Annotated in this window: 17 protein-coding genes; 5 read left to right on the forward strand and 12 right to left on the reverse strand. The window is 35.9% G+C overall.

The genetic code is table 11. From position 1 onward, the window contains the following. Positions 1-173: 173 nt before the first annotated feature. Positions 174-473 (forward strand): hypothetical protein, encoded by a 300-nt coding sequence (locus H6731_03780; GenBank protein USN51537.1) that lies wholly within the window; start codon positions 174-176, stop codon positions 471-473. Positions 474-493: 20 nt separating this feature from the next. Here H6731_03780 and H6731_03785 read toward each other — a convergent pair whose 3' ends face one another. The 3 genes from H6731_03785 to H6731_03795 all read right to left on the reverse strand — a co-directional run bounded on the left by H6731_03785 (position 494) and on the right by H6731_03795 (position 3,213). Further along, complete coding sequence (locus H6731_03785) at positions 494-2,029, reverse strand: type II toxin-antitoxin system HicA family toxin (protein ID USN51538.1); 1,536 nt, start codon at positions 2,027-2,029, stop codon at positions 494-496. 535 nt (positions 2,030-2,564) lie between these two features. Beyond that, positions 2,565-2,795 (reverse strand): hypothetical protein, encoded by a 231-nt coding sequence (locus H6731_03790; GenBank protein ID USN51539.1) that lies wholly within the window; start codon positions 2,793-2,795, stop codon positions 2,565-2,567. Between the two features lie 244 nt (positions 2,796-3,039). Then, positions 3,040-3,213 (reverse strand): hypothetical protein, encoded by a 174-nt coding sequence (locus tag H6731_03795; GenBank protein ID USN51540.1) that lies wholly within the window; start codon positions 3,211-3,213, stop codon positions 3,040-3,042. A 156-nt stretch (positions 3,214-3,369) separates the two neighbouring features. On the opposite strand from H6731_03795, the gene H6731_03800 reads away from it, so the two are divergent. Together H6731_03800 and H6731_03805 are read left to right on the forward strand one after the other, a co-directional pair. Next, the gene (locus H6731_03800; GenBank protein ID USN51541.1) at positions 3,370-3,675 is read left to right on the forward strand and encodes a hypothetical protein; all 306 of its coding nucleotides are present in this window, start codon (positions 3,370-3,372) and stop codon (positions 3,673-3,675) included. Between the two features lie 75 nt (positions 3,676-3,750). Then, positions 3,751-4,944: a hypothetical protein gene (locus H6731_03805; protein ID USN51542.1), complete on the forward strand. Its 1,194-nt coding sequence runs from the start codon at positions 3,751-3,753 to the stop codon at positions 4,942-4,944. A gap of 100 nt (positions 4,945-5,044) precedes the next feature. Here H6731_03805 and H6731_03810 read toward each other — a convergent pair whose 3' ends face one another. From H6731_03810 to H6731_03820, 3 genes are all read right to left on the reverse strand, one after another. Beyond that, a complete protein-coding gene (locus H6731_03810; GenBank protein ID USN51543.1) occupies positions 5,045-5,548 on the reverse strand; it encodes a transposase in 504 nt (167 codons plus the stop codon). A gap of 40 nt (positions 5,549-5,588) precedes the next feature. Beyond that, on the reverse strand, positions 5,589-5,822 hold the full coding sequence (locus H6731_03815) for a transposase (GenBank protein USN51544.1): 234 nt from the start codon (positions 5,820-5,822) through the stop codon (positions 5,589-5,591). A 145-nt stretch (positions 5,823-5,967) separates the two neighbouring features. Continuing rightward, on the reverse strand, positions 5,968-7,056 hold the full coding sequence (locus tag H6731_03820) for a KamA family radical SAM protein (protein ID USN51545.1): 1,089 nt from the start codon (positions 7,054-7,056) through the stop codon (positions 5,968-5,970). 51 nt (positions 7,057-7,107) lie between these two features. Between H6731_03820 and H6731_03825 the strand changes: the two genes are divergently transcribed. After that, entirely contained in the window at positions 7,108-7,464 is a 357-nt protein-coding gene (locus H6731_03825; GenBank protein USN51546.1) for a hypothetical protein, read from the forward strand. 14 nt (positions 7,465-7,478) lie between these two features. Here H6731_03825 and H6731_03830 read toward each other — a convergent pair whose 3' ends face one another. The 3 genes from H6731_03830 to H6731_03840 are packed head-to-tail and all read right to left on the reverse strand — an operon-like array spanning position 7,479 to position 9,140. Then, positions 7,479-7,700 (reverse strand): hypothetical protein, encoded by a 222-nt coding sequence (locus H6731_03830; protein USN51547.1) that lies wholly within the window; start codon positions 7,698-7,700, stop codon positions 7,479-7,481. Then, complete coding sequence (locus H6731_03835; protein ID USN51548.1) at positions 7,678-8,082, reverse strand: hypothetical protein; 405 nt, start codon at positions 8,080-8,082, stop codon at positions 7,678-7,680. The genes H6731_03830 and H6731_03835 overlap by 23 nt, the downstream gene beginning before the upstream one ends. Further along, positions 8,079-9,140, reverse strand: a complete 1,062-nt coding sequence (locus tag H6731_03840) for an EscU/YscU/HrcU family type III secretion system export apparatus switch protein (GenBank protein ID USN51549.1) — start codon at positions 9,138-9,140, stop codon at positions 8,079-8,081. The genes H6731_03835 and H6731_03840 overlap by 4 nt, the downstream gene beginning before the upstream one ends. Before the next feature lie 225 nt (positions 9,141-9,365). Here H6731_03840 and H6731_03845 point away from each other — a divergent pair, with 225 nt between their 5' ends. Beyond that, positions 9,366-9,566 carry a hypothetical protein gene (locus tag H6731_03845; GenBank protein ID USN51550.1) on the forward strand — a complete coding sequence of 67 codons (201 nt, stop codon included), beginning with the start codon at positions 9,366-9,368 and terminating at the stop codon, positions 9,564-9,566. A 26-nt stretch (positions 9,567-9,592) separates the two neighbouring features. Here H6731_03845 and efp read toward each other — a convergent pair whose 3' ends face one another. The 3 genes from efp to H6731_03860 all read right to left on the reverse strand — a co-directional run bounded on the left by efp (position 9,593) and on the right by H6731_03860 (position 12,692). After that, entirely contained in the window at positions 9,593-10,150 is a 558-nt protein-coding gene (gene efp / locus H6731_03850) for an elongation factor P (protein USN51551.1), read from the reverse strand. A 126-nt stretch (positions 10,151-10,276) separates the two neighbouring features. Beyond that, complete coding sequence (locus tag H6731_03855) at positions 10,277-11,152, reverse strand: prepilin peptidase (GenBank protein ID USN51552.1); 876 nt, start codon at positions 11,150-11,152, stop codon at positions 10,277-10,279. 127 nt (positions 11,153-11,279) lie between these two features. Further along, positions 11,280-12,692, reverse strand: a complete 1,413-nt coding sequence (locus tag H6731_03860) for a DUF389 domain-containing protein (GenBank protein ID USN51553.1) — start codon at positions 12,690-12,692, stop codon at positions 11,280-11,282. Positions 12,693-12,755: the final 63 nt, after the last annotated feature.

Raw genomic sequence — 12,755 nt, forward strand, 5'->3', positions numbered from 1 at the left:
TCTAATTGAAGATTGCCCAGGGTTAAGTATAAAAAATACAAGAAATTTTAACATGAAAGAACTGTTGCTAATATTTCCGTCAAATTAAACTCTTTTGATTAATAACAAAATAATAAAGTAAAGATACGTAGACTATTTTTATTTTATTAAGAAGACAAAGGCAGGAGGTTTGCATGCGTACCTTTTTTACTCTTGTTATAGGAGTAGTATTTTCATTATCTGCAATATCGACAGAGAATAGTCTTCCCCATCAGTTCGGCGCCGAAAAAATTCATGTTTTTAGTCAAAGTTCTAAACCATTTTATTTGTCATGTCATCTTTGCAAAAAAGAAATAGGACACTCTGTGACATCAGATGAATACATAGAGCATTTACTCAACGAGCATGCTGATAGCCACATTAAAATTTTAAAAATCACGGAAAAAAACGGATTAAACTCACATTGGCAGGTAAAATTTTCATACAAACGATAATTTCAGATTTAATTAAAGAGCTATTTATTCACGATGCTTTGTAAGATTTGTTCCACTTGCTTAGGTGCAAGCGAGTTTTTCTTACCGTGAAGTTTGACCACGCAAATTTTCTCCTTAGTGGAGAAATTGGTTAACTGAATATGTGAACCATTTTGCGTGCTCTCAAGCAAAATCTTTTCTTCTTTTAAGAGACGGCCAATTAGCGTTTTTACCTTGCGAAATTTTATACGTCCTTTGTTGACCCTGTCTAAAAAGGTTTTTTCTTCATTTTCTATTTCTTGCTTAAAGCGAAGCTGATTTTCATTATCTTGCCCTGTCTTTTTTTGTCTTTTTTTCTTATATTTTTTCTTTGCTGAATGCTTATTCTTTATTTGCTGATTAAATAAATCATCTCTTTTTTTACGTACGCTTTTTCTGATCTCTAGAATTTGTGTTGTGCGGTATTGAAGAAACGTTTCTTCTTCTTGCTTTGAATTACACTCTTGCTCTTGCACAGCCTCAGCATGCTGATAATCTTCTTTGCTTTGCGTATTAAAATCAGGCAACATTATCCTATCTTCATAAGTTACATCTGAGTCACGAATAAAACCTGTCAACTTAAATTTTTCAAGCAAATAGTTATAAAATTCAGCCAAAAAACCATGTTTTTCTTCTTCATTTTCAAACAATGGAATGAACCCTGCGCTATCTGAATAAAGATTTTGACAATAGTTTTTACAGAACTCTTGGAAGTTTTCGTCTTTATTTCTTGCCATAGTCAAACTAAGTCGCGATAGACTAAAAGGATTGGATGAAAACGCACCGGAGTACAAACTAATAGATGGAATCTGATTTTTATTTTTCACATGAAAACCAAAACTTGATAGGCATTTTTCGAATGAAAAAATTACGTGAGACTGAAAACCAAGATCATTTGCATAAAAAAATGGCATGGAACATATATTGTCATTAATTTTGCCCAAGCTTGTCAAAACAAGCCCATCTGTTTGCAGAATAATTAATGAGAAAGCTAACTCTCGATCACTGATTACTATCGGCTGGTTCGATAAATCGTTTTTAATGATTGAAATATTTTTAAATAGAGCTACGGCTCCTCGATTGAGCTTTAACCAGGCTTTATATTCATTGAGATTATTCAATATTGCTTGGGTTTTTTGTTTACTCATCATCAAAAATTCTTGTTCATTAATATGTTGCTCAATACAAGCTTGCAAATAACAAAAAGAAGCTGCAAAAAACTGCATCACGTCGTGTTTTATTTTAATGATTTGCATAAGTTTTTTTTTAGGTGTTATCAATTTATTTCGTTCACCCAAATTTTTCAAATAATCTAGCCCCTCATAAATATCTTCCAAAACAGGCAAAAATTCTTTGGCATATTCGCTAAAGTTAGCACTTTTCCAGATCTCAACGGCATCGCTTAAACTTTCAATTTCTAGACTGTGCATATTCATTTGTTGCATAGGATCACTATCGACATTCATATCTTGAGAATAAGCATTCATAGAAATTAACGCTATTAAAGATATTTCAAAACAATAAAAAATATTCCTCACAAGTGCCTCTAATTTTTGTAATCACTAAAAAATAATATATTAAGGAATAATGCGTTAAAAAAATAACAAATAACAAGTGGGGCGCTTAGAAAAATTATTAAGCTTAGCCATACTTACAACGCAAAGCTACGCTGTCTTTGCCAATCGATCGTAATAAGGATTTTTGTAATCGCTTATGAATCTAAAGCTTGGTTGGTACAGAAATTAAGGAAAAAATTATTGCGACAACATTAATAGCTCTTGCATAAAAAAAGATATTTCCTGCATCCTTGGTGTTTGTGGCCAAGATAAGCAAAAATCAAAAAGGAAAGCACCTTAATCAAGCGTTTGGTACCTTTAAAATTATTTGCTTTTCAAAATCTGAATGAATACACGTTTGTATTCCCAGATTATTCATCGATACCTACTGAATTCGGTCTCGTAGTATGAAGCTAAAATTTTGTAAGGCCCTAAATAACAAGTGCACACAAAAACACTCTGAGAATTCCCTATGCTAGTGTCATATCAGGGCCGAAAGAGGAGGCAAAATGTACTACTACTTCGCCTCTTGAGCTTCAGCATCACTTTGTTCAAATACAATTTCATCATTGCTTAGAGAATTGGCCGTGTCATTCTTTAAATTATTTACGCATTGACTGTATACAGAAGGCCCCTCTTTTACAGCCTCCCTACACTCTGGAGGAATTTTAGCAACATCAACCTTAAACGCTGACAAACTAGCGCAAAAAAATCCTAAAGCAATAATCATTTTAATTATATTAAACATAGTTAAACTCCTATTCGTTACTACTCATACTAATAACTTATACATAACAAATAAATATTTTTTTACTTAACTTGAGATCATGATCAATTCATTTTTTTGCATTTAAACTTACAATTCAACACATTACATTCTTTAGAATTAATAAAACGGTAGTGGACCAAATTTGTTGAACTAAATTCTACGGTCCGTCCGTTAACAAATTGAGTTTGTTCTTAAACAAGATTTGAAGGAAGGCCATGACTGTTTACCTGCCGCTGGAATGTCCTCGTTGCAAAGACACTGATTCCGTCGTCAGGTTTGGCAAGACTAGCAACAATAAGCATCGATAACGCTGTTTATTGTTGGTGGTGCGACCAAATTTCACAACGGTTTTGGTTTCTTGGCAACTGGGACATTCCAAAGGCAAATAAACGGTCATAGGCTTCCTCTAAACAGGACGCAGTACAACTGCTTGTTTAAAAGAACTCTACGGAAAAATTTATTTCAACAATTTTGGGGCATTACCTTTTATTTTTTGCTCATTGCTAATAATAATACATGAGATATGCTTGCTTAAAAAAAAGGATATTTCAATATGATTATTCATTATGCTCCGCCGCCAAAACCTGTTGAATATTTAACAACTGCTACAGCAATAATTAAACATAAAGAAAAACATTTTCCTAAGTTTGATTTTATTTATCCATTGACGTCATCCATTACCATGTCGCTAGAAGATGCTCCTTATCATTTTTTTAGCGATGCTAAAACTTTCAATATACTTCATAAATCCACCAATGAAATGGTTAAAGTAAGCGGTAATGATCTTCAAATTCTAAAAATATGGGATTTTAATGATGAAGGTTTACAATTTATGCTGGATAATAATATTTCTTTTTAAGATGTTATTTCTTACATAAATACGTCGCACAAAAAATGGCTTATCTTTAATCAAGAAAGAATACTTGGAGGAGCCATGCTTGAAAAACAAAGAAAATCAGACGCAAATATTTTAACTAAAATTAACACAAAAATAAGTAATATCTTTGCCAGCAATTCAGTACCACAAATGAGTATCAATGAGCATTTTTTTACTCGCAATTCTTTGGACGATAAATACATAAACCACCAAAGATTATTAAGCGAAATTAAAAATTGGTTGAATGATGGCAAACCCAACAATGATCAATTCGAAAATGTTGAGAGCGGCACTAAAACAGTATTTCTCATGAAAGATTATCCTAAATTTATATTCAAGCTAGTCGATGAAAAAACGCTAAATACTTATCAAAAAACCAAGGAGAAAGCTTTAGATATTATCAATAAAAATAATATCAAAATGCTAAAAGTTCCTAATTATGCTGGGTTCTTATTAGACAACTTGCCTTATCACGCTCTATTAATTGAAGAAAAGCTACCTATAAAAAATACTAACAATTTTCATCAAGCAAAACTCTTTTCTGAGTATGGAGAAACACTTAACTTAGCTATAAAAGAGTTAATAAAATTTATTTTTCTCAGTAATGGCCTAGGCGACCTGCACCGCTCCAACCTGCTGATCTTGGACAGCAGCAATGAAAATGGTGATTATTATTTCGGCCTGATCGATGTGGATCATTTGGGCAAAGGGATAAAAGGCAGTCTTATTGGATACTCGGATAATGGTTATAATTTGACTGATGACTTAGGTTTACTCCGATTTATTTCGACTGAACACATTGATATTATAGAACAGCAAGCCAAAGAATTTTATGGCGAGGAAGAAGGCGAAGAACGGTTAAAAAATTGGGGTTATTATGAAGCTAAACAAGAACATAGCAATAGAGTTGAATTTGAAAAATTACGTGATAATTTTTATTTAACTAATCGCGGTAAAAGTTTACCTGAATTTGAAAATCTTTCTTTAAGCGATCTTAGCTTAGAACCAAGCGAACCTAACGAAGAATATCTTTCGTTCATAAAAAGACAAATAATTAGATGTCTAAAAGACCCTATCAAGATGCCATTTGCTCCGCACTTTAGCGGATTACTATACTTCCCCTGGTCTCGATTTGATACCGGAGAAAGTAAACTAGTATTAGATGCACTAAAGGAAAATGGTTATATCTTTGATTTTATTCTTAGACATCAAGGAAACAAATTTTATCCATTTACCAAAATACTTTTTTAGCTGATTTTGTCCCTCGTCAGGAGGGCATTTTAATATAAATAATAGTTTTATTTTGTTTTGGGTTAATAAAATTTTAAGAGGCTGTAAAATAAATCAAAATTTAGGCGGTAAGCCACTTTTCTAATCGCTTGATGCACAGGCTTGCATGAGCGATGTAGTTCATTGATTCCTGGTGCTTTGTATTCTTCTTATAGTTTCGCACCAGGCGCCTGTTTCTATTCAACCAGGCAAAAGTTCTTTCAACTGCCCAACGAAATATCTGTGGCACAAATCCCTTTTGTCCTTTCAGGCGTTCCGCCGCTTCGGTGCTTACTCCTACATTCAAGCTTGAACCTACATTTAGATAGGCATTATCACCAAGTATTTTCGCCATTCTGGGAAAGTTTTCACGCTTGTTGAGCTCAACGACTAATCTCTCACCGGCAACCTTATCAGCCATATTTGCTGCAGTGCAAATACACAGCAGCATCAGGCCCATGGTGTCAACAGCAATATGTCGCTTTCTTCCATTTATCTTCTTTCCTCCATCCAGACACCCCAGGCTCTGCCGTCTGGGATTGAGAGTCAACGGAAGAAAGGGATGGAGTTGGTTCTCGATCTGCACGGCTTCTCACTATTGCTACAAGAGCAGCATTTAACGCCTGCTACAAACCAGAAATAGACCGGCAGCGAAAGTAATGATAAACGATACCACGAGAAGGAAAGTCATTGGGCAAACAGCGCCACATGCAAGCATTTTTCAAAACATACAAAATGGCATCAACTATGCTTCGCACGCTATAGAATCGAAGTCTGCCATTTTTTAAATCTGCAGGAGAAATAGGCTCTATTACTTCCCAGGCTGCATCTGATAAACAGGTTTCATACAAGTGTGACATGGTATTTCCTCTCGAAAAAATCTCATGTCATACTTTCAAGTCTCGACGTTATTTTGGGAACCTATTTATCCTAAAAGACTTTTTTTACAGCCTCTTATGGACTCTGTGACTGAATCGATATGCTGCCCAAAAAATGCTTAGGAAGCTAGCACTTTGGATAAGCTGCTACCTCGCCTTTAAATCCTTTTAAGTAAACATATTTTGCGTCTTCACCCTCAACGGGATTTGGTACCAACGGGACCTTTCCATGACCATTGGGGATATCGATCACAAAAGTTGGCATAAGAAGGCCTGAAATATGGCCACGCAAAGACTGCATAATCTCCAAAGAGCGAGCCAAAGGTACACGAAAGTGTTGGGCTCCTTCAACAACATCACATTGGTGCAAATAATATGGTTTTGTGTGATGTTTAACGAGAGTGCGAAATAAAGTTGTAAGAACCTTTGGACAATCATTTACTCCACGCAACAACACAGATTGATTTAATAATGAAACACCACAAGCATGTAATGATTGAAGCGATGCTAAGCTTGTGCTTGTCAGCTCTTTCGGGTGATTAAAATGAGTCACTAAATAAAGAGGCGAATATTTTTTAAAGACTGCAAGCAACCCATTGTCAACTCGCATAGGCGCGAATGAAAGCATACGTGAATGTATACGCACCACATCAATGTGCGGAATTGAAAAAGCCCTGGAAAAAAGTTCATCTAAGCGCTCATTCGATAAAACCAGCGGGTCTCCTCCTGAAAAAATAATCTCTTTTATAGAGGGATGCTGCTCAATATAACGAAAAGCTGCTTCATGTTGATCTTTTTGCGGTGAAGGCCCCTGCCCAACCCATCGTTTACGTGTACAAAAACGACAATAGCTCGCGCAGCGATCGGTAGCTAAAAATAAAACGCGATCAGGATAGCGATGAACAAGATGGGGCACTTTTAAGCGTGGTTCTTCTCCAAGCGGATCTTTGAGCTCATAGTCTGCAGGTGCAAGTTCCTGCTTACTTGAAACTACCTGAAAAAATATTGGACAGTCGCTTTGACCATTCATCAGCGATGCAAAGTATGGAGTAACGGCAAAAGGCAAAGAAGCAAAAGAAAAATTCTTATCAAGCCATTTGTCAGCAACTTCAGGAGCCATAAAGCGCTTTAAATCATCGCTTGTCCTAATAGGGTTTGCCAATTGCCAACGCCAACTGTCAAAAGAATTTTTAATATTTTGGGAGCCCGCATTCATGAATAATCCAAAAAAAGCATAAAAATGATAGTTGTTTTAGAGGGTATTAGCATGACACCAATAAATTTCTACAAGGACGGCTTTTTTCGCCATCATCCACCCTATTTTTTCTACAATGATGTGAAACGCCTCACTGGCACATGCCCCAAAAATTCTCGTTCTTTGATAGATAGTTTTGAAAAAGATCCCTTTAATAATCTGTGCTTACAGCAGATCAATCACATTAGAGCATCAAAAAAACAAATCACTGACGATTTTTCTAAAGCCAAAAACAACAATAAAAATAAAAAATTAATACAAAAACTCTTATTTGAATTCAAAACATTAGAAGAAAAACAAAAACTTCTTTCTATGTTCATTGAACATCTTGAAAAAAGCTCTCAAGTTATCACTCAAAACATCAAATAAAATTTTTAAAATACCTATTTTTTGTAACTAAAGCGGCTTTTACACTCTTGAGCTGCACGAAAAAATTTTTCCTCATGAGGAATCAGTGCAGACAAACCATCAAAAATTATTTTGGCCTGTCGATACTGCCCCTGCATAAAAAAATTATAACCGACAGCAAAAAGAGCATCTTGTTCTCGTTTTTCAAGTAAATGTTTTTCTTTTGCCACTGGCTTAGCCTTTGTGATGTGATCCATTCAGTGCACCAATAGCCTTCATATTTCCTAACGTTGCTTTGAGCAAGCTCACCATTCTTTCGATATCAACTTTTCTTTTCATATCAAGCATAGAAAACTCGTCTAAAGATCGGTACACTTCATGGTTTTCCAATTGTTTTTGCTTATCGTAACGCGCAATAAAATTTTCAATTAGTTTCAATTCAATATGTGGCTGCCCATCGTATCCAATAAGGGCATCAATTTGTCGCTTGGGCATACTGGGCCACGATATAAAATGTCTATCTGGTTTTAATTTTGAAATGCGACCTTTAGCGTTTAGTTTTTCTTTTTTTCCGGAAAGATAATCTTTTACGACTGACCCGATTGAGCTCCAATAATTTTTTGCACCCGCAATTTTCATAGCTCACCCTTCTCATGTTGCCTATCAAGCTCAACAATAAAGCTTAGAACCTCTGCTACAGCTTCATACAGTTTTTCAGGAATTTCTTCGTCTATATCTAAACAAATGAGGTCCCGCGCCAAACTTACATTTCTCAATACCGGCACATTAAGTTCACGAGCCTGACTTATAATGTGTTGTGCATTCTTTGCAAAACCCTTCGCTATAACAATTGGAACATTATCAATATTGTCACGGTATCTAAGAGCTATGGCTAAGTGGCTCGGATTGGTAATAACCACAGATGCATCTGAAACGTTATTTATACTATTTGATTCGATATACTCTTGATGAATTCTTTTTCTCTCATGTTTAAGATGCGGATCTCCTTCTTGTTGTTTGTATTCTTTTTTAACTTCGTATTTGCTCATTTTCATTGATTTAATAAATGAAAATTTTTGCCATACCCAATCAACAAGAGCTATCACCAAAAAACATAGTAAAACTTTAAAAAATATAGTTTTGGTTATTTCAGTAGATAATTTTATTGCCTCTTTTATCTCGACTCTATGCAATATACTCAAGGAAAAAATAAATTCTTTTACCGAGTAAATAATAACCACGGCAATAATAATAAATTTCACCAATTGCTTTATAAGTTCAAAGAGGCGGTCTTTTGAAAAAATTTTTTTTATACCCTTCAGAGGGGAAATTTTTTTTATATCTGGCTTTATGGGGTGGCTCGACACCAAAAAACCAAATTGACAGACATTACCTATCACTCCCCCTAAGCCTGCTGCCCACAAAACAGGCAAACTTATAAGCAACCAAATATCAAACGCCTCACCAAGTGTCTGTTGAATGGAGTATGGTCGAATGAAGCTTTCGGTATAAACCGCCACTATAAAAGTTATTAATTTTTTGATTATCCATAAACCGCTTAATAAAAGAGCTATCAAGGCACAGGCAAAACTAAAGAACGCTGCAACATCAGCACTTTTGGCTACCTGTCCTTTTTTACGGGCATTACGTAATTTTAATTCACTGGGCTGTTCAGTTTTTTCTTCGCCTTGCGCCACATTGCTTTACCACTAAATCAAGCGTTTAGGCTAAAACAATGAACTCACCCGATCTGTTCCGTTTCACCTAAGCCATGAAAAATATATGACAAAAAAAGGCAATTTTTATCATTCTTGCCGAAACAAAGGAAAATGTTAGATTCAATTTAGAGCCGATTATTTCGCCATTTTTATGGAATGAGTTCTATAAAGATGAAAGTTTCAAAAAAGCTGCGGGGTTACGTCATGAAACAGCCTAAAAAAGCAATCTTTGAAGTTGAAAAGCTCAATATCCCCGAAGCGTACATTATCGCTGAACTCACCAAAAAACCTCATGCCCAGGATGACGCTCGGGAGCGAGCATTCATCTTGCCGCAAAGTGAGGATGAGGCCTATCTTCAAGATTTATCTGAGGATGAAGAGACAGTAATCATTATTGATCTATAGTTATCTGACATCCAAAGGCTCGAGTTCTACGCTCTTTCAATATAGAGCCCAGTTCTTGTGTCGATGCGGATCTTATCGCCTTCGTTAACAAAAAGGGGCACCTGGCAGCTATATCCAGTTGTAACTTTTGCAGGTTTAGTGGCACCACTCACAGTATCCCCCCGCACAGCTGGAGCGCATTCAATAATTTGTAAGACCACATGGTTAGGAATTTCGATAGAGATGATGCGACCTTCAAAGAAAAGCATTTGCACATTCATGTTTTCCATCATGAAGTTTTTCTTATCGTCGATTACCGACGCACCTACTTGATATTGTTCATATGTTTCAGGGTCCATGAAGTGATAATTTCCATCGCTCTCGTACAGATATTGTCCTTCTTTTTCTTCTAAGTCTGCCCTCGCTACTTTATCACCCGAACGAAAGGTGGGATCGGCAGCAACACCAGTCAAAAGATTACGCATTTTTGTTCTCACAACTGCAGCACCTTTGCCTGGCTTGTGATGATGAACTTCGGTAATAATATAAGGCTGTCCTTCATAGATGATGGCAAGCCCTTTTCTAAAATCGCTGGTTGAATACATACTGACACTCCTTAAATCTCTTATCTAATATCTAAGCCCGACCACTTACTTTAAATTTTTGCTAAGGAAAAGCCTAAAGCTAAAAAGCTACACTTTAATCACTGACTCTTCTGTCCCACCACGAGATCACAATAAATAAACAAAAATCCCTGCAATAGCTAAAAAGGGCCCATAGGGAAGTGCGCCCTGTGCTACATCATCGTCCTCAAATTTTTCTTCTTCTTTAGCTTTATGAATAAATTTTTGTAGAATGCCAAGCAAAGCTCCCATGGCTGATGCTAAAAAAATTACAAGCAAAAGATGACTGAGCCCCACAAAGAGAGCTATTCCACTCAACAAAATGGGATCACCCCACCCCATTGCCCACTGATGAGACAAAAGGCGCTTTTGTTTTCGCAAAATAAAAGTTGCCACAAGATTGATAGTGGCAAAAATTCCTCCACCGCTCAGTGCCCCCAGCACCCGATCTTGAAGTGAAAATAAACCTGACGAGGAAAATACCAATGGGATAGGCAATTTAAGTCCATAATAATCAACCCAAAAACTAGGGAAATAATAATAAATAATCGAGAAAACTACACCAGTAATTATCAATGCTGCAAGCAAGCTATAAGGCAGACAAAAAGTATCTATATCAATATAAGCAAGACATAAGAGAACAAAAAAGAAAATAAAACGCTCAAGCAAAGCAAAACTAAAGCCCAATTTTATATAAAGAGCGAGCAGACAAAAAGCACATAAAAGTTCGATTACAAGAGGCCTTATTCCATAAAATTTTTTACAAAAGGCACATCGCCCTCTTAAATATAAATATGAAAGGATTGGCACATTATGCCATATTTTTAGAGGTCTTTGACAAGAAGCACAAAAAGATTTTTGCCATACAATAGAAATTCCTAATGGCCAACGGCTAATAATAACGCCAGCAAAACTCCCTAAAGAAGCTCCAAGAATAAATAAAAATAAATATATAATTCCTGAGTAATTTTCTAATAGAGACATTGAACTTAATCCTTGGCTAAAAAATTTTTAAAAAAATTATAGTTTCTAAAAACTGTTGTTCTTAAGATTTATTGCTAGGCTCCCCCCTTTAGCAGCAAAAAAAGTGAACCTAGCAACATGATAAATATTATTCAACGACCTTAAACAGCACGTTGATAACTGAACTTTTAGTGCGAATTTTTAGCCATTCCTTTACTTTGTTTATTTCAATTTTACTCATATCTCTATTGGACTCGATATAACCAACAAGCTCTACTTGTCCATTTTTTTGCATGGTCTTCACCAAGACAAGTTCCTTAAGCTCGGGGTGCTCTACAGCCAATTCTTTCAACAATTCTGGTGAGTTAACAATTGCATCTTCTAAACTTTTTATTTTTGTCTCTAAAATATTTATTTGATTTTCGCGCTCTTTGAGTTTGTTCTCATTTTTAGCAAAAAGTTCTTCAATAACTCCCGTTTTAAGTTGAGACATATCTAAGGCAGGTATTTCTGAAAGAGTGTTTTCTATTTGCAAATGCACGTTTTCAAGCCCATAGCGCCCAAGCTTTGATGCAAGAGTATCTTTTAAGAGCGCAACCTTTCCATCTCCAAACACCACAAGCCTCAACTTATAATCACCTGATTTTTCTTCTGTGAGAGACTTTTGCAATAGATCAAAATTATTTTCGATAATTTCATGCTTAATAAATTGGTCAATTTTATCTTGAAAAATTTGATGCTGAATCAGTTTGTAGGCCAAATAAATGCTTGGCAGCAGCGCTAAAATCGCTAAGCCTGCAATTATTTTTGGCAAATATTTATTCCAGATTGCATCACTTTGTCGGCGCCTTTGCCTTACTCCAATCATTCTGGTTACCAAATAGGTGGCAAGACAAATGTAGGTAGAATTGATGAAAAACAAATAAAGCGCACCAATAAAAAACCTTAGGTTCCAATGAGCCACGCCATAGCCTGCGGTGCACAGAGGTGGCATCAGAGCCGTGGCAATGGCTGCCCCCATTATTACACTGGTAGTTTTATTTTTTCTGGTAAAAGCTATGCTTACAGCAAGGCCCCCAAAAAAAGCTATTAAAATATCGTATGCGGTAGGGCTAGTACGAGCTAGCAATTCTGAGTTGGATTGATGCAAGGGACTTAAGTAAAAATAGAGTGCTGAAGAAATTACAGATGTTAAAACAGCTATTGATAAATTACGAAATGACTCACGTACCATATCAAGATCTAAAATTGCAGCACCAAAGCCAATGCCCATAATAGGCCCTAAGAGCGGGGAAATAAGCATAGCGCCAATAACCACAGGTGTAGAATTAATATTGAGTCCCACAGATGCGATGAGAATTGCAAAAAATAAGACCCAGAGATTGCTTCCTCTAAGGCCAATATGCTGTCTAAAAGTTTCAATCAGTTCAGTTTCATCTGCATCATCTTTTGATAGGTCAAACTGCGACCTCAATCTTCTTCGAGTCCAATCAAATATACCCATAAACAAATCACTCAGAGATAATTCTTTATCTTCGATCGCTGTTGTTTGAATACGCACTCTTAAAACCTCATCAAAATAATTTTTGGGCCAATCAAATAAACGACTCCACAAAAGTTATAG

Source organism: Myxococcales bacterium (assembly GCA_023898405.1).
Lineage (GTDB): Bacteria > Myxococcota > UBA727 > UBA727 > JABDBI01.

Bases quoted from the DNA above. Each gene is read 5' to 3' on its own strand.
- H6731_03780 (USN51537.1), top strand. From the start codon at position 174: ATGCGTACCTTTTTTACTCTTGTTATAGGAGTAGTATTTTCATTATCT.
- H6731_03790 (USN51539.1), bottom strand. From the start codon at position 2,795: ATGTTTAATATAATTAAAATGATTATTGCTTTAGGATTTTTTTGCGCT.
- H6731_03795 (USN51540.1), bottom strand. From the start codon at position 3,213: ATGACCGTTTATTTGCCTTTGGAATGTCCCAGTTGCCAAGAAACCAAA.
- H6731_03800 (USN51541.1), top strand. From the start codon at position 3,370: ATGATTATTCATTATGCTCCGCCGCCAAAACCTGTTGAATATTTAACA.
- H6731_03805 (USN51542.1), top strand. From the start codon at position 3,751: ATGCTTGAAAAACAAAGAAAATCAGACGCAAATATTTTAACTAAAATT.
- H6731_03815 (USN51544.1), bottom strand. From the start codon at position 5,822: ATGTCACACTTGTATGAAACCTGTTTATCAGATGCAGCCTGGGAAGTA.
- H6731_03820 (USN51545.1), bottom strand. From the start codon at position 7,056: ATGAATGCGGGCTCCCAAAATATTAAAAATTCTTTTGACAGTTGGCGT.
- H6731_03825 (USN51546.1), top strand. From the start codon at position 7,108: ATGACACCAATAAATTTCTACAAGGACGGCTTTTTTCGCCATCATCCA.
- H6731_03830 (USN51547.1), bottom strand. From the start codon at position 7,700: ATGGATCACATCACAAAGGCTAAGCCAGTGGCAAAAGAAAAACATTTA.
- H6731_03835 (USN51548.1), bottom strand. From the start codon at position 8,082: ATGAAAATTGCGGGTGCAAAAAATTATTGGAGCTCAATCGGGTCAGTC.
- H6731_03845 (USN51550.1), top strand. From the start codon at position 9,366: ATGAAACAGCCTAAAAAAGCAATCTTTGAAGTTGAAAAGCTCAATATC.
- efp (USN51551.1), bottom strand. From the start codon at position 10,150: ATGTATTCAACCAGCGATTTTAGAAAAGGGCTTGCCATCATCTATGAA.
- H6731_03855 (USN51552.1), bottom strand. From the start codon at position 11,152: ATGTCTCTATTAGAAAATTACTCAGGAATTATATATTTATTTTTATTT.